Raw genomic sequence first — 25,870 nt, forward strand, 5'->3', positions numbered from 1 at the left:
AAGGCGAATTTTATTTATTGAAGTGATACAAGAATGTTGCTTCGCCTTCGAAAGCGGGTTTTTTGTTTCCTTCAATCTCCATAGATACCTTCAACTGTACTTTGCTGATACCACGCAGGTTTGCAATCGATTTCAACCAAACGTGGGTACGGATACGGCTGTTTACCAATACCGGTTGTCCGAATTTGAAATTGTCAATTCCGTAATTAACCAGCATGCTGAAATTTTCAACCTGCACCACTTGTTCCCACATAATTGGTAACAAAGACAGGGTAAGGTAGCCGTGTGCGATAGTTGTACCAAAGGCACCTTCTTTTTTTGCCCGCTCAGGGTCGGTGTGAATCCATTGGTAATCGAGTGTTGCGTCGGCGAATTTGTTAATTTGCTCTTGCGTCACCGTGTGATATTCGGATACACCAAGCTTTTCACCCAGGTGCTTCTCGAAATCTTCGTGACTCGTAATCAAAAGTCGACTCATTTTAATATGTTTTCAAATTAGTTTACGAATTATAAGCCCATTTCAGGTAGACGGAACCCCAGGTGAAACCTGCACCGAAAGCTGCCAGGATGATATTGTCTCCTTTTTTCAACTGTTTCTCGTAGTCGAAGAGACAAAGTGGAATTGTGGCAGCAGTCGTGTTACCGTACTTTTCGATGTTGATCATCACTTGCTCGCGGTTAATTTTCATTCGGCGGGCAACAGCATCAATAATGCGCATGTTGGCTTGGTGTGGAACCAGCCAAGCCAGGTTTTCAGGCGTGATGTTGTTTTTGTCCATTATTTCAACAGCAACATCGGCCATACGAGAAACGGCATACTTAAATACGGTTTGTCCGTCCTGGTGCACGAAGTGTTCGCGGTTTTCAACCGTTTCGACAGATGCAGGTCTTTTCGAACCGCCGGCCTTCATGTGCAGGTAGTGGCGTCCTTTTCCATCTGTATAATTGATGTGATCCATTACGCCAATTTCCTCAGTCGTCGGTTCGAGCAACACAGCGGCTGCACCGTCACCAAACAGCGGGCAGGTAGTACGGTCGGTGTAATCGGTGATGGCACTCATCATATCGGCGCCGATAATAATCACTTTTTTATACTTTCCGGTTTCGATGAAACTGGCACCGGTCGTCAATGCAAACACAAAGCCGGAGCAGGCTGCACTGATATCGTAGCTCCACGCGTTGTGAAGCCCTGCTTTTCGACAGATAATGTTGGCTGTTGCTGGGAATGGCCGGTCAGGTGTGATCGTAGCACAGATCACTAAATCAATTTCTTCGGGAGCTGTTTTTGTTTTTTCAAGCAGTTGTTTCACCGCTTCGACTCCCATATCTGAAGTTGCTTTGCCGCGTTCCTTGTAAATTCTTCTCTCCTTGATCCCGATTCGCTGCATGATCCACTCGTCGGAGGTGTCGACCATCGTGCTGATTTCTTCATTCGTCAGCCTGTAGTCAGGCAAAAATGCACCAATACCAGTTATTGCTGCATGAATTTTTCCCATAATTCAAAAATTTTAACAGTAATCCAAAATCACAACAAATTGGATTTTAGGATATAATAACAAGATTTCTGTGTTAAAAAAAGAGGTCGAAAGATAGAATGAAAAAATTGAAGCGCAAAGAAAAAACGCGCAAAATGAGGAGCTAAGTCGTTTTAAAACAATTAATTAAAACGTTCGAAAATTTCAGTTTTGGGATAAAAAAAGATCAGAAGAAATTTCTTCTGATCATCTTATAGAGAATTAAACAGTTACGTTTTTCTCAATTGCAAGCTTTCCACGGTAGTAACCGCATTCGCCACAAACAGTGTGGTATTTTACAGTTGCTCCACAGTTTGAGCAAGTTGCTAAAGTTGCAATTGCAGCATGGTGATGAGATCTTCTTTTATCTCTTCTTGCTTTTGATGTTTTGTGCTTTGGATGTGCCATTTTCTAATTCTTTATTCGTTTCCTAATAATTTTTTCAAATCGTCCCATCTCGAGTCGGTTTCTTCTTCCGGCTTTTCCTGGGTGTGAGTCAGGTTTTTTAGTTTCTGCAGCATTTCCGGGTTGCATAGACTTTTACCGTCTTTGCCTTTCGGGTGAACCTGCCTAATCGGAATCGCTAAAATGATGAAATCGTAGATCATTTGCGCTACGTTGACCTGATGATCATTGACATTTACCCAAATCACATCGTCACCATCTTCGAAATCGTCTTCACCATACTTGATGAAAACCTTGTTTTCGCTTTCTACGGGTTGGTCGTAAAGCTCCAAGCATCTATCGCATTGGATTTTAACTGTTCCGCTAACATGAAACCAAAGAACCATTAATGAACTCTGTTTTTCGAGAACGACTTTTGCCTGAATGTCTCCATCGTCGGCTATTCCACCGTCAAAATGGTCGAAAAACTTCTTATTAATCTGAAAGTCAAACTCATGTGTTCCAAGAGCGAGACCCTTAAAGGCGATATTATAAGCTGATATTCCGGCCATTGCTTCGAAAAAAGTTTTGCAAAAGTATAAAAAATATAGAAACGAAGAAAATTATCTGATTTTTTTAACACAGAAAAGCGAAACAGTTTTGATCGCTATTCAATGATCAGTATTTCAGTTGATTATGGATTTTGTTTTCTGTTGAAAAAAATCAGCCTTTTTGAGGATGATTCGGAAGGTTGTTCCCTTGCCGATTTCTGATTGCTTAATAAAGATCTTTCCCTGGTGATAATTCTCGATGATTCGTTTGGCGAGAGAAAGTCCCAGGCCCCATCCTCTTTTCTTCGTTGTAAAGCCGGGATCAAATATGGTTTTAAATTGAGACTTTGGAATTCCTTTGCCGTTATCGCGAATGTCGAAATAGATTTGATTGTCCTCTTCCCGGAGCAAAAGCGTTATTTTGCCCGAATTTCCCATCGCATCGATGGCATTCTTGCAGAGGTTTTCAATAACCCAGCTCAACAGTGCGGCATTGTGCGGTGTAATATAGGATCGGTCTGCGGGGAACTGCATGTCATATTGTACTTTTTGCGAGGTGCGGCTTTGTAGATAGGTGACTGTAGATACAATCGTTTTACGCAGATCGTCAATTTTCAATTCCGGTTTCGAGCCGATCTTTGAGAATCGTTCTGTTATTTTTTCCAACCGAAGAATGTCTTTCTCGAATTCATCAATGAGTTTTTCGTCGATATCCTGTGTCTTAAGTAACTCTACCCAAGCCATTAATGACGAAATCGGGGTTCCCAATTGGTGAGCCGTTTCCTTAGACATACCCACCCAAACCTGGTTTTGTTCTGCCTTGCGCGATGAGTTGATGGTGAAATAGACGATAGTGACAAACAGTCCAATAACTGCGATCTGGATAAGCGGAAAATATTTTAGATTCTGTAGGGTCTTTGAGTCCCGGTAATAGATGTATTGAACCTCATGCTCGGAAATGACAATCTTGATGGGAGGACGGTCGTGCATCATTTTGGCCAGTTCGCGCTGTAATACCTGGTCTTTTCGTTTTTCGGAATACTCAATATTAGCGGCAGAAATGATATTCTGAATGCTGTCGGTCCAGATAATCGGGATGCCGGTGTTGCCCTCGAGTATGCTGACCAGAAATGACATGTTATCGTCCGGATCTTCAACGGGGGCGGTTAAACGTCGCGTTGCTTCGGCCCACATGGCGACACTTTTATGCTCTTCTTCTGCCATTTTGCGCGCAAGCCAATTGGTGTATTGAAATGACGCAGCACCGATAATGATCGCGATCAGTATCAGCAAAAATTTCCAGCGACGTTTTTTTAGATAGGACTCCAAGTTGAATGTTCTGTTACTTGTTTACCAACGGATAAAACGACCAGCGAAACTGAAATCCCGCATTTTTGTCTGGTCATTAGAGCGAAAACGGAAAACCAGTTAAAATAGTATGATCAAAATACAATTATCCTTGCAGCAAATCAAGTGTTGTCTGGATGATGCTCTTTTGGTCGAAGCCGCACTCGCGTATCAGTTCATCAGGTGTGCCATGTTCTATAAAACGATCGGGAACTCCAAGACGCACAATTTTTGATGTGTATTGGTGGTCGGCCATGAACTCTAGCACCGCCGAACCGAACCCGCCCTGAATTGTGCCGTCCTCGATCGTGATGACTTTCGTGAACTTTTTGAATATCTGATGCAGAAGCTTTTCGTCCAGTGGCTTTACAAAACGCATGTCGTAGTGAGCAACCGAGTGTCCGTCCTTCGTGAGTGATTTCACTGCGCGGGAAGCCTGTATTCCGGTTGTTCCGAAGGTTAAAATGGCCAAATCGTTACCTTCTGTGATAACCCGGCCTGTTCCGACAGGAATGCTTTCGAACGGTTGTCTCCAGTCAACCTGGCAACCACAACCTCTCGGGTAGCGAATTGAGAATGGACCCATATTTTCCTGCTGAGCGGTGTACATCAGGTTGCGCAATTCAATTTCATCCATTGGAGCCGATACAATCATGTTCGGAATGTGACGCATGTATGCAATATCGAAGACTCCATGGTGAGTGGGGCCGTCTGCTCCAACCAGACCTCCACGGTCGAGACAGAAAACAACGTTCAGGTTTTGGATAGCAACGTCGTGTATAATTTGGTCGTACGAGCGCTGCATGAAGGTGGAGTAGATATTACAAAACGGTACCATGCCGCGGATTGCCATCCCGGCTGAAAAAGTTACTGCATGAGGTTCGGCAATACCAACGTCGAAAGCACGATCCGGCATTTTCTCCATCATGATATTCAGTGAACTTCCGGTTGGCATTGCTGGAGTAACGCCGACAATCTTGTCGTTCTTCTCAGCCAGTTCAAGTAGTGTGTTTCCAAATACGTTCTGGAATTTTGGCGGTTTGTTCATTGCGCATTCGCAATCAAGAAGCTCGCCCGTCACTTTATTGAATTTGCCGGGAGCGTGGAACTCTGTTTGATTCAGCTCAGCCTGTTTGAAACCTTTTCCTTTTTTGGTCAGCACATGCAACAGTTTCGGGCCGGGAATATCGCGGAGATCCTGTAATACTTTTGTGAGGTATTTTATATCATGGCCATCAATCGGCCCGAAATAGCGAATGCCGAGGCTTTCAAAAAGATTGGATTCTTTCAGAAGTGCCGATTTCAGCGCGCCTTCGGTTTTTTGTACCAGTCGGCGGGCTTTTGGTCCAAAGCCGTTCAGTTTGCCCAAGCCATCCCAAACTTCTTGTTTCAGGCGATTGTATGATTTCGACCGGGAGATATTCAGTAAGTAATTGCTAACGCCACCAACGTTCGGGTCGATCGCCATGTTGTTGTCATTCAGGATGATTAGTACGTCTGAATTGTTGACGGCGGCATTGTTTAAGCCTTCAAAAGCCATTCCTCCGGTCATGGAACCATCGCCGATAACAGCAACGATTTTACGCTGTTCGTCTTTTTGTATCGAAGCAGCGACGGCCATTCCCAGCGAAGCGGAAATGGATGTGCTGGCATGGCCAACACCAAAAGTATCGTATTCGCTTTCACTTGGTTTGGGGAATCCACTTAATCCATGGTATTTCCGGTTTGTGTGGAATTGATCCCGGCGTCCGGTCAATATTTTGTGACTGTAGGCCTGGTGCCCGACATCCCAAACTAAAAGATCGTAGGGTGTATTGTAGATATAATGCAGCGCAACGGTGAGCTCAACAACGCCAAGGCTCGCGCCAAAGTGCCCCGGATTAGTGGACACCTCGTCGATAATGAATTGTCTAAGTTCCTCACAAACAACTGGTAGATCTTCTGGCCGTAATTTTCTTAAATCTTCGGGGCTGTTGATCTTACTTAGCAGTGTACCTGCATTTCCTTCCATGTAGCCAAAATTAGAGCTCAAATATACAATTTATCGTTTATGCAACCACTTTGAAATGTCAGTAATGCGGTATTGTAAACTTGAGTGATGTCAATAACGAAAATAAAAGGGTCAGATTTTCAGGATTCCACGTTCCCGGTTTTGGAAGGTGACCAATTCTTCAAATCCGATTGATTTCAGCAAATCCACAGCGGTTTCGAAGTGACGGCCGATTTGATCGACACGATGAGCATCTGAGGTGAGGGTCATCGGAATGTGGTGGTGGTAACATCTTTCGACGATGGATGGCGCCGGTGTGAATTCTTTGCACGGGCGATCCATTCCGCCGGTATTGAGTTCGACCACCATGTTGTTCTCCTTGATGACTTTTAATGTCTTCTCAATCAGTTCGGTTTGGTCGCTCTCCGGGTAAACCCGGAACTTTTTAATAATATCGAGGTGGCCAATAATGTCGAATAGACCTGAAGACGCGGCTTTTTGTATGAGATCAAAATACATTTCGTACAGGCGGTCGTTGGTCCATTTTCCGTAGAGTGATTTGTCGGTGTCGAAATTCCAATTGCCAATGAAATGAACTGAGCCGATAATGTAGTCGAGTGGGAGCGAGCGGATAGCGTGGCTGATCTCTTCCTCCATCCCTTCGAGATAATCGACTTCAATCCCGAATTTGACGCTGATTTTATCCTGATAGCGTTCCCGCAGAATCTCGATTCGCTCAGCCATCACTGGGATGTCAACTTCCGATATCGCCCAATCGACTGGTTTGAGACAGAGGTGATCGGTGAATCCAATTTCGTCTAGTCCAATAGCAATGGCTGCTTGTATCATTTCTTCGTGGCTGTTCTTCCCGTCCGATAGCACCGTGTGCATATGGTAATCTGTCATTCCGATCATAGTCGTACATTGATAAATTTTCGGTATCCGTAAAATTAGTCAATGGAAATTCAAAAATGAAATATTATTTGGGGCTGAAAAGTAGGGACAAAAAAAGGCAGCTTCAACAAGCTGCCTCAAAGCCATGAAAACAATTAAACAATGTTCAGAAAACAGAAAACTAGAAACAATTATATTGTAAAAATCTCTTTTGTCTTTTTCTCCAACAAGGTATCAACTTTTTTCGAAAAATCATTGGTCATATCCTGAACTTGTGCTTCAGCATCTTTTTCCATGTCTTCCGATAACCCGTCCTTCATTAACTTCTTTAACGCATCGTTCGAATCTTTTCGTGCTGAGCGGATGCTGACTTTTGCATTTTCGCCTTCTGCACTGGCTTGTTTCGATAACGATTTTCTTCGTTCTTCAGTAAGTGCCGGAACGCTGATGCGAATAATTTCGCCGTTGTTCTCGGGGTTGAACCCTAAATTAGCGTTGATGATTGCTTTTTCGATGGCAGAAATTGTTTGTTTCTCCCAAGGTTGAATCGCAATCGTTCTCGCGTCCGGAGTGTTGATGTTTGCAACTTGTTGTAGCGGAGTCATACTTCCGTAATAATCAACAGTAACACCATCAAGCATCCGGGTCGACGCTTTTCCTGCACGGATATGAACTAATTCTTTCTCTAAATGGTCGATGGCAGATTCCATCTTTTCTCTACATAAATCTAATATCAGTTCTACTTCGTCTTCCATAAAAATAATATGGTCAGTTCATCTTTTTGTGCTGACAGCAAATATAGAAAAATTTAAAGAATATTAAAATTCGTGAAAATTTTTAATCAAAAAATGCGCAGCTGATTATTATAAATGGACTAAAGTCCCAATGTTTTCGCCGGTTATAACTTTTTTCAGATTTCCGACAATGTCCATATTGAACACAACAATTGGCAAATTATTTTCTTTGCACATGGTTGTCGCCGTCAAATCCATCACCTTCAAACCACGATTATAGATTTCGTCGAAGGAAATTTTGTCGAATTTTTCTGCTTTCGGATCTTTCTCCGGATCGGCGGTGTAAATTCCGTCAACACGGGTTCCTTTCAACATCACATCGGCTTCAATTTCAATTCCGCGAAGCGATGATCCGGTGTCGGTTGTAAAGTAAGGATTACCTGTTCCCGCCGAGAAAATTGCAACTTCTCCTTTTTCGAGGGTCTCAATTGCTTTGTCTTTCGAGTAAAACTCGCCAACTGGTTCCATACGAATAGCAGTCAATACCCGCGATTTTACACCAAGAGCCGTTAAGGCTGAGTTTAGTGCCAGGCTGTTAATAACTGTTGCCAACATTCCCATTTGGTCGCCTTTAACCCGGTCGAAACCGTTGGCCGCACCACTAAGGCCTCTGAAAATGTTTCCTCCACCAATGACAATGCCAACCTGCACTCCCAAATCGGTGATTTCTTTAATTTGTTCGGCGTACTCGGTCAACCGTTTTTGGTCGATCCCATATTCTTGCTGTCCCATTAAAGACTCGCCACTAAGCTTTAGAAGTACTCTTTTATATGCTGTCATTGTTGTTTGTTTTAGGCAAAAGTAGGAAAATTAGAAAAAGTGATTGACCGGCTTTTGTAACTTTTCGGTCACAATTTACCTTCTTTTTACGCTTATCCTAAAAGCATTTCATTATTTGAGGGCATCAATTTTCGTTTCGTAATTAATTATTACTTTTACAGCCGCTGATTTTCAATAGCTATGATATTAAACGCGATCTTGTTTTTAGTTGGTTTTTTGCGCACACTGTTTTTTGTTGTGGTTTTTTATTACCTGTTTAAATTTTTGATCCGGCTACTGGCGCCTTTGTTTGGTTACCAGGCTGTGAATAAGAACCAGCAAAGCAGAGCACAACGGGCGGATCGCCGTGAAGGCGACGTTCGGGTTGACAATGCGCAATACCAGCAATCCCATATTCGTAAAGATCAAGGTGAATACGTAGACTTTGAAGAGATCGATTGATGATATATTATATATAGAGAGAAGACCAAAAATTAATTTTCAACAGCAAATAACGCATTAGATAGTATGGCTCAGGAAGATATTTTTAAAAAGCTGGTTGCCCACTGCAAGGAATACGGCTATGTATTCCAGTCGAGTGAGATTTATGACGGACTTGGAGCAGTTTACGATTACGGGCAAAATGGTGTAGAACTAAAGAATAACATCAAAAAATACTGGTGGGATAGCATGGTGCTTCTGCACGAAAATGTGGTTGGTATTGATTCCGCCATTTTTATGCACCCGACCATTTGGAAAGCCTCGGGCCACGTTGATGCGTTTAATGACCCGTTGATTGATAACAAAGATTCCAAAAAACGTTACCGCGCCGATGTTTTGATCGAAGAACAATTGGCAAAGTACGAGGAGAAAATGAATAAAGAAGTCGAAAAGGCTGCCAAGAAGTTTGGCGATTCTTTCGACGAAGCCCAGTTTCGTGCAACCAACCAGCGAGTGTTGGCGAACCGGGAAAAATGGGATCAATTGCACCAGCGTTTTTCCGACGCGTTGAATGCATCTGATTTGGCCGAACTGAAGCAAATCATCGAGGACGAAGGTATTGTTTGCCCGATTAGCGGTAGCCGCAACTGGACGGATGTGCGCCAGTTCAACCTGATGTTCTCAACCGAAATGGGATCGACGGCTGATGGTGCATTGAAAGTTTACCTGCGCCCGGAGACGGCACAGGGGATTTTCGTGAACTACCTGAATGTGCAAAAAACCGGCCGTATGAAAATTCCATTTGGTATTGCGCAAATCGGTAAAGCGTTCCGTAACGAGATTGTTGCCCGTCAGTTTATTTTCCGTATGCGTGAGTTCGAGCAAATGGAAATGCAGTTCTTCGTAAAACCCGGAACAGAGCTGGAGTGGTTCGACCTGTGGAGAGAAACACGTATTAAATGGCACCGTGCACTCGGGTTCGGCGATGATAATTATCGTTTCCACGTACACGAAAAATTGGCGCACTACGCCAATGCTGCGGTTGATGTTGAGTTTAAATTCCCGTTTGGTTTCAAGGAAGTTGAAGGAATTCACTCGCGTACTGATTTTGACTTGTCGCAACACCAAAAATATTCAGGTAAGAAGATTCAGTATTTCGATCCGGAATTAGGTGAATCGTATGTGCCTTATGTGGTAGAAACTTCAATCGGTGTTGACCGGATGTTCCTGCAGGTGGTTTCAGCTTCATATCACGAAGAGGAAGTTGAGTCATCAAACGGGCAAAAAGATACCCGTGTTGTGATGAAGTTGCCTCCTGTACTGGCACCTGTAAAATTAGCTGTAATGCCATTGGTGAAAAAGGATGGTCTGCCTGAAAAAGCGCGTGAAATTATCGATGATCTGAAGTTCGATTTCAATTGCCAATACGATGAAAAAGACAGTATTGGTAAGCGTTATCGTCGTCAGGATGCAATTGGTACGCCTTTCTGTGTAACAGTTGATCACCAGTCGCTGGAAGATCAGACGGTGACCATTCGTTACCGCGACACTATGGAACAAGATCGTGTTGCTATTGCTGATCTGAAAAACATTATTGCAGACGAGGTAAGCTTTAAGAAGCTTTTTGCTAAGCTGAAATAGTTTTAACAAACATAGATATTGAAAGAAGCTCCTTTTGGGAGCTTTTTTTATGCCCGATAGTGAAGATTGGCTTTCAAATTGAAAGTATAAATATTGCAGATAGCGAATTTGATTGAGAATGAAGCTATTTTTAGATTATAATTTGGCTTGAAATGTTTGTAATACACACTTAATTAGATTGTTATCCTTTGTTATTTTATAATTGTGCTGTAGAGCATATGAGTTTTTGTTTGAAAGGTCTTTGCATGTTCTTGCATGTTTTCGTGTCGTTAGAGTTTGTTTTTATGAATAAAACTGCAAAAAGTAGAATTTTTACTTTCAAATTGAAAGTAGTCTGTTTTTAACAAAAAAGAAACATGCGTTTTGTCATCTTTCCAGAGTTTGTCAGCATATACTTTTGCTACCGTTATCATAACCATTTTTAAAATCGATGACATGAAAATTAAACAAATTTTATCAAGCTTAATTCTTGTTGTTCTCTTAGCTGTAACAACAAATTTATACGCTTCGTCTTTCGAAGCTTTCAACGACAATTACAAAATCTCTTCAGAGGAAATCGCCATTCCAAGCAAGGATGTGGCGAAATGCTGGAGCATTGTTTACGGCGAGTCCAATCGTCCGGTAAAAGTAACTTTGAAACAAACTAAAAACGGTGATGAATATATCGTTCGTTCGGGTTATTTCGAAGTGAAGTATGTAAACGGTGCCAAAGGATTTGGTGTTCGCGAAGTGAGAGGTGCTGATCAAAAAGTGCCAACTGACTTAAACTACAAAGTATTGAATTCTGTGAGCTTAAATAGTCAAAAAGTTATTAGTGGTTCAAAAGTGGCCGATGACCAGGTATTGGAAATGATCGCCAGCTTTTTGCCTGAACTGATTAACGACGAATTTAAAACGATACTGAATTAATAATTTTAATAATTCAAAACAGCACAATCATTAGCCGTCACGCCCCCACGTGACGGTTTTTGTTTTTTATAACTATTTCGAAAGTAGCGGGTGGTGTTCTGTGGCCGTGGCGCGCTGCGCAAGCGAGTTACGGATTTCGTGCGTTAAAAGGATGCTTGTTTTGGCATCCCGTGGTTTAAAGCCAGAGCCATCCAGTATGCTGCGGTAGCTGAGCGTGTGGAGGTCCGTAAATCCTTCACTGAATTCAAACTCCTCGTTATTAATCACCAGAGAACGGTAAGTTCTTTTTCCCAGTTGTTTTATAGGATTTGGGATGTCGTTGTAATCGAGACTGAGGTACCAACGCACATTGGCTTTTTTCAATTGCAGGGTTCCTGCTGCTTTATCTCTTTCATTTAAATGAACCTGGCTTTTTTCAACGCCACCAAAAATCCATAAAAGCATATCGAAGAAGTGAATTCCGATGTTGCAAACAAGTCCGCCTGATTTCAGGTCATCGCCTTTCCAGCTTTCAAAGTACCATTTTCCCCTGGAGGTAATGTAAGTCAGGTCGATGTCGAAGATCTTATCTTGCGGGCCGTTGTCAACTTTCCTTTTTAACGCTACGATCGCCGGGTGCAAGCGGAGCTGAAGGATGTTGTAAACTGTTTTGCCACTTTGCTCCTGCGCTTTTTCAATGGCTTCGAGCTCGCCGGGGTTCAGTACCATCGGTTTTTCGCAAATCACGTCGGTGTCGGCGTGCAAAGCTGTTTGAATGTGCATAGCGTGCAGGTAATTGGGACTGCAGATGCTGGTAATATCAACCCTGTGGTCGATGATGTATTGTTCAAATTGGCAGAAGTCGGTGAAAAATTCGGTGTCCGGGAAATACTGGTCCAGTCTTCCAACTACGTCAAAGGGGTCGGTTGCTGCGATCAGGCGGTTTCCGGTTTCACGGATGGCTTTTAAGTGTCGTTCGGCGACAAATCCTGCCGCACCAATGAGGGCGAAGTTTTTCATATTCGATATCTCTGTTGTCTCGCCGCAAAGGCGGAGAGAAGTATTTTATCTAAATTGAACGTCGGGTTTGGCGGTTCGTGTTAGAGTTTGTATACTTTTTCTGAAGGTTCTTTGATTGCGTTCCTCAAATCTACAATCAACCGTGAGTTATTCAAAATAAAAGTTGGATTGAATACATCATGATTGGTGCTGATGACCACGCAATCGGCATTTTGTAATAGTTTTTCAGTGAGGTCTTCCGATTTTAGCGTGTCGCTGCCCGGCGTTTCAAGCTCCGGAACGAATGGGTCATGATAACTAACCAATCCCCCTTTCTGTCGAACTTCCTCTATGATTTTCAACGCTGGCGATTCGCGGTAGTCGTCGATATTTGCTTTGTAAGCGACGCCCAGAAAAAGGATTCGGCTTCCGTTGATTGCTTTTTGGTGACTGTTTAGGGCGGAAGTAATCTTGATCGTCATCCGGTGGGCCATCATATTATTAATGTGTCCGGCGGTATTGATCATGCTGAGGTCGAAGCCAAATTTCTTCGCAATGTATTCCAGGTAGAAGGGGTCGAGCGGAATGCAGTGACCGCCAATTCCGGGGCCGGGGTAAAAAGCCTGAAATCCGTAAGGCTTGGTTTTGGCCGCTTCAATCACCTCCCAGATGTCGATTTCCATCTTTCCGCAGAGCAAGGCCAACTCATTAATCAGGCTGATGTTGACCAGGCGGTAGGTGTTTTCCAGGATCTTCACCATTTCGGCAACTTTTGGCGAACTCACGGGGTGAACTTCGTCAATGATTTTTTGGTAGAGTGCCTGGCCGATTTCCAGGCCTTCGTTGGTAAGGGCGCCAATTACTTTAGGTGTATTCCGGGTTTGGTATTCTGAGTTGCCTGGATCAACGCGTTCTGGCGAAAAGGCCAGCCAGAAATCCTCGCCGTGTTTGAACCCGGATTGGCTCTCGAGTATTGGGCGCACAAAATCTTCGGTTGTTGTTGGGTAGGTTGTGCTTTCCAGGCAAATGAATGTCCCTGGCTTCATGTTCGCCGCAATCGCTTCGCAGGCATGTTGAATGAAGCTCATGTCGGGTTTTCGGAATTGGTCCAGCGGCGTGGGAACACAAATGAAAATAACATCGAAAGTTGATAGTTGGGAGAAGTCGCTGCTGGCTTTTAGTCTTCCGCTGGACACAAGTTCTTTGAATTGCGTGCAGTCGAGGTCGCGAAGGTAGTTTTCTCCGGCATTCACTTGGCTGATTCGTTTCTCCGACGTTTCAAACCCTGTGACCGACAAACCTTCCGCAGCAAAAGCAAAAGCCAGTCGCAGGCCAATTTCGCCCAGCCCGATTACGGCAATTTGCTCTACGGAGGCTTCTATCTTTTGTATTATGAGATCTTTCGGATTCATTTTTGTTCGACCAATTCACCATTAACAACTGTGTATTGCTCGCCTGTTTCGGGGCAGCGAAGCGATTCGTCCAGTGTTATGCCAACCCGGCTTACCCAACCAATTTGCATAGCAGGGGCGCCTACCACGAGGGCATGGGCTTTTATATCTTTTGTAACGACAGCTCCCGCTCCGATCATGGCGTACTCGCCAATTGTAGTTCCGCAAATAATCGTCGCATTGGCGCCGATTGTTGCTCCCCGTTTTACCGTTGTAGGCTTGTACTCGTCTTTGCGTTCAATGAAAGCACGCGGATTTTTCACGTTGGTGAAAACACAGCTGGGTCCGCAAAAAACTTCGTCTTCCAAAACAACGGAATCGTAGATGCTAACATTGTTCTGGATTTTTACGCCGTTGCCAATCCGCACCTTGCCGCCAACAAATACATTTTGGCCCAGGGTGCAGTCTCTCCCGATTTGGGCGCCCGGCATCACATGGCAAAAATGCCAGATCTTGGTGTTGGTGCCGATGTGTGCACCCTCGTCGATGCAAGCCGACGGGTGCGCGTAGAAATTAGCTTTCATGTTCCATGAATTCTTTCAGTGATTGTGCAATGTATTGAATTTCTTCGATCGACAAAAACGCGTGCATCGGTAGCGAAAGGACTGCCTCGGAAAGTAACGATGCAACCTCAAAGCTTTCGCCAGGTGCGACAATATCTGCAAAAGCATCCTGCATTGGAAGCGGCAGTGGGTAGTGAATCGTTGTTGGAATTCCTTTCGCCGCCAAATATTCTTTCGCTTGGTCGCGGTTGCCCAGTCCTACGGTGAATTGTGCCCAGGAACTTTCGCGTCTGTTAACAACTTCGGGCAGGAAGATTCCTTCGGGAAGCAAGGTTTTGTAAGTCGCAGCAACTTGCCCGCGCGCTTGAAGTTCGTCATCCAGGTGCTTCAACTTGACACGAAGGATGGCTGCCTGAATGGTGTCGAGCCGGGAGTTTAGGCCAACAAGTTGATGGTAGTAACGGGAGGTTTGCCCGTGCGATTTCAGCACCCGAAGTTTTTCGGCCAGCACATCGTTGTTGGTAAAAATGGCACCGCCATCGCCATAGCAGCCCAGCGGTTTTGCCGGGAAAAAGCTGGTAATTGCAAGGTCGGTGAGCGAACCAGATTTGTCACCTTTATAGGTTGCTCCAAACGATTGCGCCCCGTCTTCGATGGTCCACAGGCCGTGTTTGGCTGCTAATTCTTTGATGGGATCAAAATCTGCACACTGCCCAAATAGAGACACGCCGATGATTGCTTTGGTCCGGGTGGTTATCTTTCCTTCGAGCTTTTCAATGTCGATATTGAAGTCCAGCGGCGAGACATCGACAAATACAGGTGTCGCCGAGAGCAAACGCGTCATACTTGCCGGTGAGATGAAACTGAAGGCCGGGCAAATAATTTCTTCGCCGGGCTGCAGATCCAGCGCCATCAAACACAACAACAAAGCATCTGTTCCCGAGGCGCAGCTGATCGCATGTTTCACTCCTACATATTCTGCCAGCTCTTGCTCCAGCAAGCCGACTTCTTCGCCATTAATGAATTGCGAGGAACGCAAAACCTTCTGAATTGCTTCATCAATTTCAGATTGGTAAGCGGTGTATTGTCGTTGCAGGTCGTTGAATTGCATGTTGTCAAAGTCAATAGAGCTGGTTCATAATTCAAACTTCAAAATAGCTGAAATTATTTCGGTTTCGCGGGAAATAACGATAAAAAGTGAATGGGAAGAACTTCGGCCGGCTTTTCTGTCTAAAACTCGTGAACAGTATTATTTTTGTTGTTGAAAAATTTCGATGAATAAAAAAGCACTCATTATCACGTATTATTGGCCGCCGTCGGGAGGGGGAGGTGTGCAACGCTGGCTGAAGTTCGCCAAATACCTGCCCCAGTTTGGCTGGCAGCCCATTGTGGTATCGCCTGAAAACCCCGATTATCCGACAGTTGACCAGAGTTTACTGAAGGATATTCCCGCCGGTATCGAGGAAATAAAAATCCCGATTTGGGAGCCCTACAAGTTGTTTAAAGTGCTTAGCGGGAAAAAAAAGCAGGAAAAGGTCAATACCGGAATTCTACAAAATGAAGGCAAAAAGTCGGCCGTATTGCGACTGGCGCTTTGGTTAAGAGGAAATCTGCTGATTCCTGATCCTCGCGTGTTTTGGGTGCGCCCCGCTTTTCAGGAACTAAAAAAACGAATTGAAATACTGAAGCCCGATGTGATTATTACCACCGGGCCGCCCCACAGTGTTCATCTTATTGGGTTGAAGCTGCACCGCAAGTTTGGTGTGAAATGGATTGCCGATTTTCGCGATCCGTGGAGTACGATTGATTACCTGGACTGGTTTAAACCGTCGGCATTGGCTAAAAACCGTCAGCGCAGCCTCGAGAAACGAGTCCTTACCGAGGCATCGTCAGTTTTAACGGTGAGTGAAAATTGGGCCGATGAACTTCGGCAACTGGGAGCCCACAGCGTGCGAGTGATTACGAATGGTTTCGATGAGGCCGACTTTCAGCAAAAGGAGCCAGTCTCATCATCCGGTGATTTTGTGTTGCTGCATGCCGGAATTATCACTTCGTTTCGCAACCCATCTGGTTTGTGGAAAGCACTGGATCAGCTTTGCCAGAATGACGATGTGATTGCATCCCGGTTTCGCCTGCGACTGATCGGCAATGTGGATGAGCAGGTGAAAAAAGAAATTTCAGCCTTGAGTGTGCTATCTCAGCGAACAGAATTTGTAGGCTACTTGTCGCACGATAAAGTGATCGGGGAATACCGAAAGGCATCCATGCTGTTGCTTTTGATGAACCAGTCGCACAACGCCGCGGGCCACATTCCCGGTAAATTTTTTGAATATTTGGCCGCCGGGAAACCGGTTCTTGGACTGGGAGATAGAAATGGTGATGTTGCGCGGATCTTGGAGGAAACAAAGGCCGGGCGGGTTTTTGCCAGCGGTGAAATGGGAAAAGTAAGGTCGTTTATTGAAATGAGTGAAGCAGATCCAAAGTCGATTCGTTCCGATAATGCCGCACGCTTTACAAGGCGGCAATTAAGCAGCGATTTGGCAAAGCTGTTGGATTCGCTTTAAATTCCCCTAATTTTGATTCTGTAACCCGTGGGTCATTATGAATATCCTGTTTATTACGCAACTTTTTCCGGCTAACGACGAGGCCGTTCGTTACACTTCATCTGCTTTGCGGGAGTTTGTTACCTGTTGGGGAAACAGCGGCCATCAGGTGCAAGTTATTCGTCCTTATTTTTCGTACGAGAAAGAGCCATTTCCGCAGGAAGCAACTTTTAAGATTGGGGCGAATGTTGACGTAGAATTTATTCGACCCGTACGGATTCCTTTACTGAAGCTGAACTATTACAGCAACAACCGAATACTGAATAAGCTGCGGTTTAAGCCTGATGTTGTGATCTGTCATCTTTATAACTCGTATTTTACCTTTCACCGGTTGGCTCAAACGCTCGGCGTTCCTTTGGTGATTGGTATTCATATGTCTGATATTAAAATCTCGCACAATCGGTTCCACCATTGGCATCAACAAAGGATATACGCAAAGGCATCGGCTTTTGCTTGTCGGTCATTGGGCTATCAACGTTTATTTAACAAGCAGTTTCAGGGCTTTGAGTCTAAAACTTTTGTTGCGTTGTCCGGTCTGCCGGATCATTTTTTCACAACGGTTCACAGGCGGGAGCAGCACCGGGAGTTGAAAGTCATCACTGTAAGCTGGCTGATTAAGCGGAAGCAAGTGGCGCAGGTTTTAAAGGCTTTGGCTCTTTTGCCCAAAGCAATTGAGTGGACCTACAGTGTGATTGGTACCGGTGAGGAAGAGCAGCGGTTAAGGGCGATTTGCGGGGAACTTGGTTTGCAAACTAAAGTTAGCTTTTTAGGCCAGCTCTCGCGGACCGAAGTTTTGGCCGAGTTGCAGCAAGCCGACTTGTTTGTGTTGCCGTCGGTTAACGAGACGCTTGGTTTGGTTTACCTGGAGGCTATGGCGAGTGGTTGTATCGCCATCGGTTCAAAGGGTGAAGGTATTGATGGCCTGATTGTGGACGGGGAGAACGGTTTCCTGTGCGATCCGTCCAGTATTGATTCCATTGCCGAGAAGATTAAGCTCGTGGCCGATATGGATGAGGGCCATCGGAACGAGATTAGGGTGAAGGCAACGGAAACACTGGCTGAATTTACAATCGGGAAAAAATCGGAAGAGTATTTGGAACACGTAAAAAAAGCAATCTCATGATAATTATCCGGATGCGTAGCGGTTTGGGCAATCAAATGTTTCAATATGCCTTTTTTAAGCAAATGCAACAATGGCATGGAAATGAAAAGGTAAAGTTGGATATTTCGACCTACCATTGGAATGTTCATAATGGTCTGGAGCTGGATCGGGTTTTTGGAATCGACCTGGAGGCCGACAGTGTTCCGGCTTCGGTTTCACGATCGTTTGCCGACGTTGGCTATCGTTTTCAAGATCGCTTGTTGCGGCGCCTGAGGGGAATAAAGCACCGCTCTTACCGTTTTTGGGAGAATGTATCGTTCGAAGAGTACAGAACGATGGATGACGTTTATCTTGAAGGGTTTTGGAATAATGAGCAGTTCTTTGCGGGGGTTAAAGATGAAATTCGTGCCACCTATTGTTATCGGGGAGCTTTGTCTGCAGCAGATCAGCAGTTAATTCAGGAAATGAAGGACAAGCAGTCGGTGGCCATTCACGTGAGGAGGGGAGATTATAAAAAATACCCGAAGAAGTTTCCAATGTGTACGCCGGATTACTACAAACAAGCGATTGAACGGGTACAGCGGGAAGCCGAAAATAGCTCGTTGAGTTGCTTTGTTTTTTCAGATGATTTGGATTGGTGCAAGCAAGAGCTAACTTTTCTGCCTGACGTTACTTTTGTGGACAATCCGAATCCGCTTCATGCGAGTAAAGACATGTATTTGATGAGTTGTTGTAAACACAATGTCATTGCCAACAGTACTTTTTCCTGGTGGGGCGCCTGGCTGAATTTGAATCCAGATAAACGTGTAATTTACCCGGAAAGCGCTTTGCTGACTTTTGAGTTTATGCCGGAGGGCTGGCAGAAACTGTAAGGGTATCTCATCTTTTTAATTCGAAAAAAGCCGAACAATTGTACACTTCAGGTATCGTTTCCAGATAACGTAATTTGTGTATTTGGGTAATGAGGTTAGCGCTTGTTTTGTGCTGGTTATTTGCAAGCCAAATTGATTGAGGTTTTGGGGGCGGAGAACGGGAAGTCCCCTGTGAAAACTGTTTCGAACGTTCTGTTGGTGAATAACCTGTATCCAATAGGGTTTTTCCAGGGCGAAAGCTGCGAGCTTGTTTTTGTGACTGAGCTCTTTGACTAGGCCAAACTGCAGTCCATCCCAGTGCGAGTGTTCTTTTTTGAAAATTCCGGTGAGCTCTCTGTTGGTTTGTTCAACAATACTCATGAAGGGAGAGCCGGGGTAAAAATAATGAGATAGTTTGTTGTTTTGGGTGTTTAGTGTGTAGCCCGAGGCTAACGAAATCATAAACTGATTTTGAGGCTTGAACAGTCTTTGAATGGTCGCGATCGCGTCCTGGTGCAGACAGTCGTCATTATCGCAACGTGTTTCTATAATCCATTCTTTCTCCTTGGCAAGTTCTTTCAGGTCTCGGCGATAACGGCTGATGAATTCCTCGTGTCCATCTGCTTTATAAACGTGAATAAAATCCAGTTGCTTTAATCGTTCAAGAAACGGGTTGAACTCGGATGGCGTATCTACATCAAAATAAATTAACCATTTGAAATTTTTAGTTGTCTGGTTCATGAACGACGGAAGACAATATTCCTGAAACAGTTTTACTCGCTCTCGTGTCCAGTTTGTCCATTTGTGTTCTGATTGCATGGACAGTGGAAATCGTTTGAGGTTAAATTGAGTAATCACAAAATGTGCGAACATCTTAACTTGTTTTTGTCGAAAACGACTTAGGTTATTTTTTATTAATTGATGATTTTATTCGTTGTACCTGAGCCCTGATAATAGACTGTATGTCGGGAGATGCTGGCACGACCGCTAAAAATACAAAACTTACGAGGCTTATTATGGCTCCCCGGATAATGATGTCGATGATTAGGCTGAATTGAGGAATCAGCGAGACGACAAAGTATAATCCAACATAAAAAGCAGCTACAGCTACGAAATACAGGTTGAAGGGTTGTAGCTGGAATTGTTTGAGTAAGTAGAAATACCGCATCAGGTTGTATAAAAACAGCGCTCCGCAAATGGCGATAGCTGCGCCAACAATGCCACCAATGGGGATGAGCAGGTAAAGAAGTACGATCACAAACAGCAGCAAGAACAGCAGGAAGTACATTGCCGCCCGGTATTTGGCAGAATAGCTTAAAACATGTCCGTTAGCTCCGGTCATCATGTCGAATAAATAGCCGATTCCGATAAAAAAGATCACCCATTTTGATTCGGCGTAGTCCGGTCCAAGGATGTCGAGGATGTTGCCGATATTGGCCCAAATTCCCAGGAAAAGAAAGCCTCCGATAATGAATTGATTGATGCAGCTTTTGTAATAGATTTCTTTGATCTTTTGCCGGTCGTTGTTGGCCCAGGCATCCGCAATTAATGTTCCCGATATCTTAAGCAACGGCCTGGAAGGAATGATGACAAGGGTCCCAAAATAAAAGGCAATGGTGTACACTCCGGTGTTACTGAGGTCAAGCATTTGATTGATCACGATCTTGTCGATATTGAAAACAATCATGGAGCCCAATCCTGTAATGATTGAAAATACAGCTACGTCGATTATCTCTCGTCGGAATTTCGGGGTTAAAAAATCCCGATCGAGTGTGAAACGAATTTCGCCACGAGCACTCAATATAGCTGTCAATGCGATTGCTTTTACACAGACGATAGCTGCGAAAGAAAATATTAACTGTGCCAGAGTTAGCCACCCGAGTGCGAACGCAACGGTAATGCCAAACAGGAGGAATCGTTGCAGGAATTCTTGTAGGAATATTCCGGAAAAAGAATCGTAAAGCACTTTGTTGTAGGTGTCAAGTTGTACAAAGATCATCGTGCAGATACTTAACGGAACCAAAAGGTAGACATAGTCGGCAAACAGTTTGGAGCTCTCAATATTGCTTTTAATTAGCCAGGGCGAAAACAGAAAGAAGAATGTCAGGAAAAGTATTAAGCCGAGTGCGAAAAATATAAGGCTGACAGTCAGGAATCCATGGTGTCCCGTTTCTTTGTCTCTAAAATGAGGGAATAGCCTGGCTGTGACTCCTTGCATGCCTAAAAGGCTGAATTGCCCGAACAGTGTTGAATACGAAATGAGTAGTCCAAATAATCCGACAATGTCGGTGGTGAGGTAGTTGGGATACAAATAAGAGGTTGTCACAAAGCCAATAATTACACCGATATAGGACCAGATGCTGCCTTTGATTGATTGCTTTATGATAATCCCCATTTTTCTCGGTTTCCGTAATTATTTACTTATTTTTGCTTCAACTCAAAAAATTGAAATCCATTCATTGAACTATGGCAAAGATAAAAGGCAATCGCAATTTATTCGTCACAATCGGAATTATTCTCTTTTTCATCGTCCTGTCCTTTGTTTATTACTCGCCCCAGTTAGAAGGGAAGAAGCTTTTGGCTTCTGATAACGTTAATTTCAAAGGGATGGCCAAGGAGATTGGCGACTACCGGGCTGAAACGGGTGAAGAAGCGCTCTGGACGAATAGCATGTTTGGCGGTATGCCTGCCTATCTGATTTCGACGCGATACGGAGGAGAGTTGTTAGCGAAAGTGCAATCAGCTTTCTTGTCAGTCGTACCTCGCCCAGCCGGTTACCTGGCGTTGGGTTTCATTTGCTTTTTTGTGATGTGCCTGTTGTTGGGTGTCAACGCGTGGATCGCGATGGTTGGCGGGTTGATGTACGGCATGGCAACCTATTTCTTTGTGCTGATCGAATCGGGACATTACACCAAAGTGCACACGTTGATGTACATGCCTTTGGTTGTTGGAGGAGTAATTAGTGCCTTCCGGAACAAACCATACTGGGGGGCTCTGGTAACCGGCTTGGGACTCTCGTGGATGCTGAGCGCTAACCATCCTCAGATGACTTATTATGCCGCAATCATGGTGTTGATTATCGGCATTGCTTATTTGGTTGATGCGATTCGCGAGAAAACGGTTCCTGCTTTTTTAAAGTCGACCGGCTTGTTGTTGGTTGCACTCATTCTGGCTGTTGGAACCAATTTCGGAAGATTAGCTACGGTGTACGAATATGGCAAATATTCAACCCGTGGAAAGTCGGAATTGAAAGTTGATGAGCAAAATCAAACACAAGGCCTCGATAAAGACTATATACTGGAATACAGCTATGATTTCGGTGAAGCGATGACCGCTTTTATTCCTCGTTTCAAGGGAGGTGGCATGAGCGAACCATTGGGTGAAAACTCAGAGGTTTATTCATTCTTCGAGAAAAATCAAGGGAAAGCAGCTGCCAAGAAAGTTACTGAAGCACTGCCGCTTTACTGGGGGAGTCAGCCAATTTCTGCGGCTCCGTTTTACTATGGCGCAGTCGTGTTTTTCCTGTTTGTGCTGGGGCTTTTCATTGTGAAAGGAAAAGACAAGTGGTGGATTCTCGCGGTATTCATTGTGTCACTCTTGTTGTCCCTTGGGAAGAACTTTGGCGCATTAAGTCATTTTATGATCGACTATTTTCCCGGCTATAACAAGTTCAGGGATGTCAAGAATATCATCGTCATTCAACATTTCGCCATGGTATTGATGTCTGTTTTGGCAGTTCGCGAATTATTCAGGAATCAAACCGAAAAGAAAGAGCTGATGAAATCGCTGAAATATACCTGGTTCATCCTCGGTGGACTGACCCTGCTTTTCGTTTTGGTGCCAGGCTTGGCCGGCGATTTCAGAGGGCCGTCGGATGCCCGTTTTGCGCAGGCCGGTTGGCCGCAACAACTGTTGCAAGCGCTGATGGACGACCGCCGCTCAATTTTGCGGGTTGATGCGTTTAAAGCTTTTGTCTTTGTTACGCTTTCTGCCGGTGTTGTCTGGCTGTATATTCAGAAAAAAATTAAAGTATCCTACGCTGTCGCTTTATGGGCATTGTTGGTGTTGGTCGATCTTTGGCCGATTGACAAGAAATACATGAGCAACGATAGCTTTGTATCCAAGTCGAAAGTTGAAAAACCTTACACGGCGAGCAAGGCAGACCAAGCAATCTTGGCAGATACCGATCCTGATTTCCGCGTGCTGAATTTGACAGTGAGCCCGTTTCAGGATGCGTCAACTTCCTACTTTCATAAATCGCTTGGTGGCTATCATGGTGCCAAAATGGAGCGATACCAGGAATTGTTCGATCATGAATTGTATCCTGAAATTCGCCTGTTAATTGGTGGATTCCAGCAGCCAAATACCCTCGATTCTGTTTTGAATTCGTTGAGCGTGATCAATATGCTGAATACGCGCTATGTGATTTATGATCCAAATAGTGAGCCGTTGGAGAATCCGGACGCGCTGGGCAATGCCTGGTTTGTGAACGACTTTAAGACGGTTGCCAATGCCAATGAGGAAATGGATGCCTTGAAAAGTTTCGATGCTTCTGAAGAAGCCATTGTTGACGAACGTTTTGCGGAACAATTGAAAGACGTGAAACTGGGAACTGGTCACAATTCGCAAATTCGGCTGGAAGAGTATCGCCCCAATTATTTGAAATATTCAGCGAGTGTTTCCGGTGGAACGGCGCTGGCTGTTTTCTCCGAGATTTATTACCCGAAAGGTTGGGATGCCTTTATCGACGGGAAAAAGGTTGACTATATGCGGGTCAATTACGTGTTGCGCGCGTTGGCAGTTCCGGAAGGAAGGCATGAGATTGAGTTCAAGTTTGAACCGTCATCATATTTCATAGGCAATAAAATCTCGCTGGCGAGTTCGTTAATTTTGCTTTTGGCAGCGGCAGGACTTATTTTTATGGAGTGGAAAAAGAGAGCAAAACATGAAGAAGAAGCGTCCGACAAAGCTTAGGCGGCGATTATTTCGCTCGTACATAACCGCAACTATCAGCATAACCCTGGTTTTATTTTTGGTTGGGCTGATGTCGTTACTGGTACAGAACGCCGGCCGACTATCCGATTATGTGCGCGAACATGTTGGTTTTACCCTCGTGTTGCAGGATGATGTTCGCGACGTTGAGGTCCTTCGTTTGCAGAAAATGCTGAGCGCCACACCCTATGTGAAATCCACAGAATACATCAATAAAGAAGATGCGGCAGTAACGCTGGCGAACGATTTAGGCGAGGACTTTGTCGACTTTTTGGGTTTCAATCCGCTGTTTTCATCATTGGATGTCAAGTTGTACGCTCCGTACATGGACACAGACAGTTTGGTGGTTTTGGAAAAGAATTTCCTGCAATATCCGCAGGTTAAAGAAGTTTACTACCAGCGCGATTTGGTTCGGGTAATCAACAACAATGTTCGTCGCATTAGTTTGTTCCTGATGATATTTGCTCTCCTGTTACTGTTTATCTTTACAGCGCTCATCAATAATACCATTCGGATTTCGATTTACAGCCAGCGTTTTGTGATCAATACAATGAAACTCGTAGGAGCGACGCGCTCCTTTATTCGAAAGCCATTCCTATGGAAAAGCATTGCTTATGGGCTGATTGGTGGATTAATTGCCAATATCACCATCCTTTTGTTAATTTATTCTTATCAGAAAGATTTTAAAGAAATTTTAGATATTCGTCAACTGGACACCGTAGGGCTAACATTTATAGTGGTTTTGGTGTTTGGTGTATTAATTTCGGGCTTGTCTACCTATTTTGCCGTCAATAAATTTCTCAGGCTTAAGTTCGATGAATTGTATTATTAGTTAAATTTGATTATCTGTTGTAAAACATGAAAACGACAAAAAAAGAACAGGGCGAGGCAAACGGACAGTTTGCATTAGGTAAAGAAAACTATCGATTGTTATTGATTGGTTTTGCGATCATAGTAGTTGGATTTATTTTGATGGTTGGCGGTAAGAGCGACGATCCTGCTGTTTTCAATCCCGATATTTTCAGTTTCAGACGCATCACTTTGGCTCCGGTAGTTGTTCTTTTCGGATTTCTTTTCGAGATCTATGCCATTATGAAAAAGCCCTCGAAACAGTAGAGATAACAAATCAATAATTCGGTTCATTTTATTCATCCCTGGGCGTATTCGGATGCGCCTTGATATACCTTTAGTCGCATGAGTTTAATACAAACGATTATAATTGCTATTGTCGAGGGGCTCACGGAGTTTTTGCCGGTTTCTTCAACCGGACACATGATCATAGCTCAGAATATGCTGGGTGTTCAGAGTACGGAATTCGTTAAAGCTTTTACAGTAGTCATCCAGCTTGGAGCAATTCTCTCAGTTATTGTGCTTTATTGGGAGCGTTTTTTCAAGGTTAACCCTGGTAAAATCTTTTGCACAACAGAGATGAAATCAATGTCATTTGGAGGAAAGATTGTTGCTGCCGTTAAAGGTATCCTATACAAATACGATTTTTATTGGAAGCTGTTGGTCGCGTTTATTCCGGCTGCAGTCATAGGGCTTATTTTTATCGATCAGATCAACAGCTTACTCGAAAATGTTTTGGTTGTGGCCATCATGCTTGTTATTGGGGGTGTTCTGATGTTATTTGTCGACCAGATTTTTAAGAAGGTTGATGAAGGCCAGAAAATCACTGAAAAGAAAGCATTCATGATCGGTCTGGCGCAGTGCGTTGCCATGATTCCGGGTGTTTCGCGCTCGATGGCAACGATCGTTGGCGGAATGAGTCAGCGGTTGACACGGAAAACAGCTGCGGAATTTTCATTTTTTCTGGCCGTGCCAACCATGTGCGCTGCTACGGCCTATAAACTTCTGGAATTGGCGATGGAGCCCAACGGTTTCGATATTATCAAGGAAAACTTAGTTGTATTGCTTTTGGGCAATGTTGTGGCTTTTGTAGTGGCCATGTTGGCTATTAAGTTTTTCATTGGTTTCGTTACACGTTACGGTTTTCGAGCATTCGGTTGGTACCGCATTATAGTTGGCGGCATTATCATTACCTTGTTGCTTTCCGGTTATAATCTGGAAATGATCTAAGCGTCATTCTTTTGTGAATGGGCTCGGTTGATCTGGTTCGAATCGAACCTACCTTCCTCCTTTTTCCTTCAAAAAGAACAAGAAAGC

General features: G+C 44.2%; 25 protein-coding genes. 10 read left to right on the forward strand and 15 right to left on the reverse strand.

The features are described from left to right. Positions 1–10 precede the first annotated feature (10 nt). The 9 genes from BC643_RS14465 to pyrH all read right to left on the reverse strand — a co-directional run bounded on the left by BC643_RS14465 (position 11) and on the right by pyrH (position 8,254). Positions 11–478 carry a MaoC family dehydratase gene (locus tag BC643_RS14465; protein ID WP_120273756.1) on the reverse strand — a complete coding sequence of 156 codons (468 nt, stop codon included), beginning with the start codon at positions 476–478 and terminating at the stop codon, positions 11–13. A 22-nt stretch (positions 479–500) separates the two neighbouring features. Next, positions 501–1,496 carry a beta-ketoacyl-ACP synthase III gene (locus BC643_RS14470; protein ID WP_120273757.1) on the reverse strand — a complete coding sequence of 332 codons (996 nt, stop codon included), beginning with the start codon at positions 1,494–1,496 and terminating at the stop codon, positions 501–503. A 240-nt stretch (positions 1,497–1,736) separates the two neighbouring features. After that, positions 1,737–1,922 (reverse strand): 50S ribosomal protein L32, encoded by a 186-nt coding sequence (rpmF, locus tag BC643_RS14475; RefSeq protein ID WP_120273758.1) that lies wholly within the window; start codon positions 1,920–1,922, stop codon positions 1,737–1,739. 11 nt (positions 1,923–1,933) lie between these two features. After that, positions 1,934–2,470: a YceD family protein gene (locus tag BC643_RS14480; RefSeq protein WP_120273759.1), complete on the reverse strand. Its 537-nt coding sequence runs from the start codon at positions 2,468–2,470 to the stop codon at positions 1,934–1,936. A gap of 114 nt (positions 2,471–2,584) precedes the next feature. Beyond that, entirely contained in the window at positions 2,585–3,742 is a 1,158-nt protein-coding gene (locus tag BC643_RS14485; RefSeq protein WP_211338062.1) for a sensor histidine kinase, read from the reverse strand. 160 nt (positions 3,743–3,902) lie between these two features. Then, positions 3,903–5,807 (reverse strand): 1-deoxy-D-xylulose-5-phosphate synthase, encoded by a 1,905-nt coding sequence (gene dxs / locus BC643_RS14490; protein WP_120273760.1) that lies wholly within the window; start codon positions 5,805–5,807, stop codon positions 3,903–3,905. A gap of 111 nt (positions 5,808–5,918) precedes the next feature. Continuing rightward, positions 5,919–6,701, reverse strand: coding sequence for a histidinol-phosphatase HisJ family protein (locus BC643_RS14495; protein ID WP_120273761.1), 783 nt, complete (start codon positions 6,699–6,701; stop codon positions 5,919–5,921). Positions 6,702–6,871: 170 nt separating this feature from the next. Next, a complete protein-coding gene (gene frr / locus BC643_RS14500) occupies positions 6,872–7,435 on the reverse strand; it encodes a ribosome recycling factor (protein WP_120273762.1) in 564 nt (187 codons plus the stop codon). Between the two features lie 108 nt (positions 7,436–7,543). Then, positions 7,544–8,254: a UMP kinase gene (pyrH, locus tag BC643_RS14505; protein ID WP_120273763.1), complete on the reverse strand. Its 711-nt coding sequence runs from the start codon at positions 8,252–8,254 to the stop codon at positions 7,544–7,546. A 180-nt stretch (positions 8,255–8,434) separates the two neighbouring features. Here pyrH and BC643_RS14510 point away from each other — a divergent pair, with 180 nt between their 5' ends. The 3 genes from BC643_RS14510 (at position 8,435) to BC643_RS14520 (ending at position 11,224) form a co-directional block, all read left to right on the forward strand. Then, positions 8,435–8,695, forward strand: coding sequence for a hypothetical protein (locus tag BC643_RS14510; protein ID WP_120273764.1), 261 nt, complete (start codon positions 8,435–8,437; stop codon positions 8,693–8,695). A 66-nt stretch (positions 8,696–8,761) separates the two neighbouring features. Continuing rightward, positions 8,762–10,315, forward strand: coding sequence for a glycine--tRNA ligase (locus BC643_RS14515; RefSeq protein ID WP_120273765.1), 1,554 nt, complete (start codon positions 8,762–8,764; stop codon positions 10,313–10,315). Positions 10,316–10,750: 435 nt separating this feature from the next. After that, on the forward strand, positions 10,751–11,224 hold the full coding sequence (locus tag BC643_RS14520; protein WP_120273766.1) for a hypothetical protein: 474 nt from the start codon (positions 10,751–10,753) through the stop codon (positions 11,222–11,224). Positions 11,225–11,296: 72 nt separating this feature from the next. On the opposite strand, the gene BC643_RS14525 is transcribed toward BC643_RS14520, so the two are convergent. The 4 genes from BC643_RS14525 to BC643_RS14540 form a co-directional block, all read right to left on the reverse strand. Then, on the reverse strand, positions 11,297–12,223 hold the full coding sequence (locus BC643_RS14525) for a Gfo/Idh/MocA family oxidoreductase (protein ID WP_120273767.1): 927 nt from the start codon (positions 12,221–12,223) through the stop codon (positions 11,297–11,299). Positions 12,224–12,303: 80 nt separating this feature from the next. Next, positions 12,304–13,614 carry a nucleotide sugar dehydrogenase gene (locus BC643_RS14530; protein ID WP_120273768.1) on the reverse strand — a complete coding sequence of 437 codons (1,311 nt, stop codon included), beginning with the start codon at positions 13,612–13,614 and terminating at the stop codon, positions 12,304–12,306. Beyond that, positions 13,611–14,177: an acyltransferase gene (locus BC643_RS14535; protein WP_120273769.1), complete on the reverse strand. Its 567-nt coding sequence runs from the start codon at positions 14,175–14,177 to the stop codon at positions 13,611–13,613. The genes BC643_RS14530 and BC643_RS14535 overlap by 4 nt, the downstream gene beginning before the upstream one ends. After that, positions 14,167–15,267 carry a DegT/DnrJ/EryC1/StrS family aminotransferase gene (locus tag BC643_RS14540; RefSeq protein WP_120273770.1) on the reverse strand — a complete coding sequence of 367 codons (1,101 nt, stop codon included), beginning with the start codon at positions 15,265–15,267 and terminating at the stop codon, positions 14,167–14,169. Before BC643_RS14540 ends, BC643_RS14535 begins: the two co-directional genes overlap by 11 nt. A 163-nt stretch (positions 15,268–15,430) precedes the next feature. On the opposite strand from BC643_RS14540, the gene BC643_RS14545 reads away from it, so the two are divergent. Genes BC643_RS14545 through BC643_RS14555 form a run of 3 tightly spaced genes read left to right on the forward strand, consistent with a single transcriptional unit; the run spans position 15,431 to position 18,733 of the window. Continuing rightward, positions 15,431–16,720 (forward strand): glycosyltransferase family 4 protein, encoded by a 1,290-nt coding sequence (locus BC643_RS14545; protein WP_120273771.1) that lies wholly within the window; start codon positions 15,431–15,433, stop codon positions 16,718–16,720. A gap of 37 nt (positions 16,721–16,757) precedes the next feature. Next, positions 16,758–17,882 (forward strand): glycosyltransferase, encoded by a 1,125-nt coding sequence (locus tag BC643_RS14550; RefSeq protein WP_120273772.1) that lies wholly within the window; start codon positions 16,758–16,760, stop codon positions 17,880–17,882. Beyond that, positions 17,879–18,733, forward strand: a complete 855-nt coding sequence (locus BC643_RS14555) for an alpha-1,2-fucosyltransferase (protein WP_120273773.1) — start codon at positions 17,879–17,881, stop codon at positions 18,731–18,733. Before BC643_RS14550 ends, BC643_RS14555 begins: the two co-directional genes overlap by 4 nt. 15 nt (positions 18,734–18,748) lie before the next feature. Here BC643_RS14555 and BC643_RS14560 read toward each other — a convergent pair whose 3' ends face one another. Together BC643_RS14560 and BC643_RS14565 are read right to left on the reverse strand one after the other, a co-directional pair. Continuing rightward, positions 18,749–19,585: a glycosyltransferase gene (locus BC643_RS14560; protein WP_120273774.1), complete on the reverse strand. Its 837-nt coding sequence runs from the start codon at positions 19,583–19,585 to the stop codon at positions 18,749–18,751. A 31-nt stretch (positions 19,586–19,616) separates the two neighbouring features. Continuing rightward, positions 19,617–21,107 (reverse strand): lipopolysaccharide biosynthesis protein, encoded by a 1,491-nt coding sequence (locus BC643_RS14565; protein ID WP_120273775.1) that lies wholly within the window; start codon positions 21,105–21,107, stop codon positions 19,617–19,619. A 71-nt stretch (positions 21,108–21,178) separates the two neighbouring features. On the opposite strand from BC643_RS14565, the gene BC643_RS14570 reads away from it, so the two are divergent. The 4 genes from BC643_RS14570 (at position 21,179) to BC643_RS14585 (ending at position 25,783) form a co-directional block, all read left to right on the forward strand. Beyond that, positions 21,179–23,686 (forward strand): YfhO family protein, encoded by a 2,508-nt coding sequence (locus BC643_RS14570; protein ID WP_120273776.1) that lies wholly within the window; start codon positions 21,179–21,181, stop codon positions 23,684–23,686. Beyond that, positions 23,658–24,536: a cell division protein FtsX gene (locus BC643_RS14575; RefSeq protein WP_120273777.1), complete on the forward strand. Its 879-nt coding sequence runs from the start codon at positions 23,658–23,660 to the stop codon at positions 24,534–24,536. The genes BC643_RS14570 and BC643_RS14575 overlap by 29 nt, the downstream gene beginning before the upstream one ends. A 26-nt stretch (positions 24,537–24,562) precedes the next feature. Continuing rightward, the gene (locus BC643_RS14580; RefSeq protein ID WP_120273778.1) at positions 24,563–24,820 is read left to right on the forward strand and encodes a DUF3098 domain-containing protein; all 258 of its coding nucleotides are present in this window, start codon (positions 24,563–24,565) and stop codon (positions 24,818–24,820) included. 78 nt (positions 24,821–24,898) lie between these two features. Further along, positions 24,899–25,783, forward strand: coding sequence for an undecaprenyl-diphosphate phosphatase (locus BC643_RS14585; protein WP_120273779.1), 885 nt, complete (start codon positions 24,899–24,901; stop codon positions 25,781–25,783). Positions 25,784–25,870 lie beyond the last annotated feature (87 nt).

Source organism: Mangrovibacterium diazotrophicum (genome assembly GCF_003610535.1).
In the GTDB taxonomy this organism is placed as follows: domain Bacteria; phylum Bacteroidota; class Bacteroidia; order Bacteroidales; family Prolixibacteraceae; genus Mangrovibacterium; species Mangrovibacterium diazotrophicum.

Excerpts from the sequence above, each read along its gene's own strand:
- BC643_RS14465 (WP_120273756.1), bottom strand. The coding sequence starts at position 478 with ATGAGTCGACTTTTGATTACGAGTCACGAAGATTTCGAGAAGCACCTG.
- BC643_RS14470 (WP_120273757.1), bottom strand. The coding sequence starts at position 1,496 with ATGGGAAAAATTCATGCAGCAATAACTGGTATTGGTGCATTTTTGCCT.
- rpmF (WP_120273758.1), bottom strand. The coding sequence starts at position 1,922 with ATGGCACATCCAAAGCACAAAACATCAAAAGCAAGAAGAGATAAAAGA.
- BC643_RS14480 (WP_120273759.1), bottom strand. The coding sequence starts at position 2,470 with ATGGCCGGAATATCAGCTTATAATATCGCCTTTAAGGGTCTCGCTCTT.
- dxs (WP_120273760.1), bottom strand. The coding sequence starts at position 5,807 with ATGGAAGGAAATGCAGGTACACTGCTAAGTAAGATCAACAGCCCCGAA.
- BC643_RS14495 (WP_120273761.1), bottom strand. The coding sequence starts at position 6,701 with ATGATCGGAATGACAGATTACCATATGCACACGGTGCTATCGGACGGG.
- frr (WP_120273762.1), bottom strand. The coding sequence starts at position 7,435 with ATGGAAGACGAAGTAGAACTGATATTAGATTTATGTAGAGAAAAGATG.
- pyrH (WP_120273763.1), bottom strand. The coding sequence starts at position 8,254 with ATGACAGCATATAAAAGAGTACTTCTAAAGCTTAGTGGCGAGTCTTTA.
- BC643_RS14510 (WP_120273764.1), top strand. The coding sequence starts at position 8,435 with ATGATATTAAACGCGATCTTGTTTTTAGTTGGTTTTTTGCGCACACTG.
- BC643_RS14515 (WP_120273765.1), top strand. The coding sequence starts at position 8,762 with ATGGCTCAGGAAGATATTTTTAAAAAGCTGGTTGCCCACTGCAAGGAA.
- BC643_RS14520 (WP_120273766.1), top strand. The coding sequence starts at position 10,751 with ATGAAAATTAAACAAATTTTATCAAGCTTAATTCTTGTTGTTCTCTTA.
- BC643_RS14525 (WP_120273767.1), bottom strand. The coding sequence starts at position 12,223 with ATGAAAAACTTCGCCCTCATTGGTGCGGCAGGATTTGTCGCCGAACGA.
- BC643_RS14530 (WP_120273768.1), bottom strand. The coding sequence starts at position 13,614 with ATGAATCCGAAAGATCTCATAATACAAAAGATAGAAGCCTCCGTAGAG.
- BC643_RS14535 (WP_120273769.1), bottom strand. The coding sequence starts at position 14,177 with ATGAAAGCTAATTTCTACGCGCACCCGTCGGCTTGCATCGACGAGGGT.
- BC643_RS14540 (WP_120273770.1), bottom strand. The coding sequence starts at position 15,267 with ATGCAATTCAACGACCTGCAACGACAATACACCGCTTACCAATCTGAA.
- BC643_RS14545 (WP_120273771.1), top strand. The coding sequence starts at position 15,431 with ATGAATAAAAAAGCACTCATTATCACGTATTATTGGCCGCCGTCGGGA.
- BC643_RS14550 (WP_120273772.1), top strand. The coding sequence starts at position 16,758 with ATGAATATCCTGTTTATTACGCAACTTTTTCCGGCTAACGACGAGGCC.
- BC643_RS14555 (WP_120273773.1), top strand. The coding sequence starts at position 17,879 with ATGATAATTATCCGGATGCGTAGCGGTTTGGGCAATCAAATGTTTCAA.
- BC643_RS14560 (WP_120273774.1), bottom strand. The coding sequence starts at position 19,585 with ATGTTCGCACATTTTGTGATTACTCAATTTAACCTCAAACGATTTCCA.
- BC643_RS14565 (WP_120273775.1), bottom strand. The coding sequence starts at position 21,107 with ATGGGGATTATCATAAAGCAATCAATCAAAGGCAGCATCTGGTCCTAT.
- BC643_RS14570 (WP_120273776.1), top strand. The coding sequence starts at position 21,179 with ATGGCAAAGATAAAAGGCAATCGCAATTTATTCGTCACAATCGGAATT.
- BC643_RS14575 (WP_120273777.1), top strand. The coding sequence starts at position 23,658 with ATGAAGAAGAAGCGTCCGACAAAGCTTAGGCGGCGATTATTTCGCTCG.
- BC643_RS14580 (WP_120273778.1), top strand. The coding sequence starts at position 24,563 with ATGAAAACGACAAAAAAAGAACAGGGCGAGGCAAACGGACAGTTTGCA.
- BC643_RS14585 (WP_120273779.1), top strand. The coding sequence starts at position 24,899 with ATGAGTTTAATACAAACGATTATAATTGCTATTGTCGAGGGGCTCACG.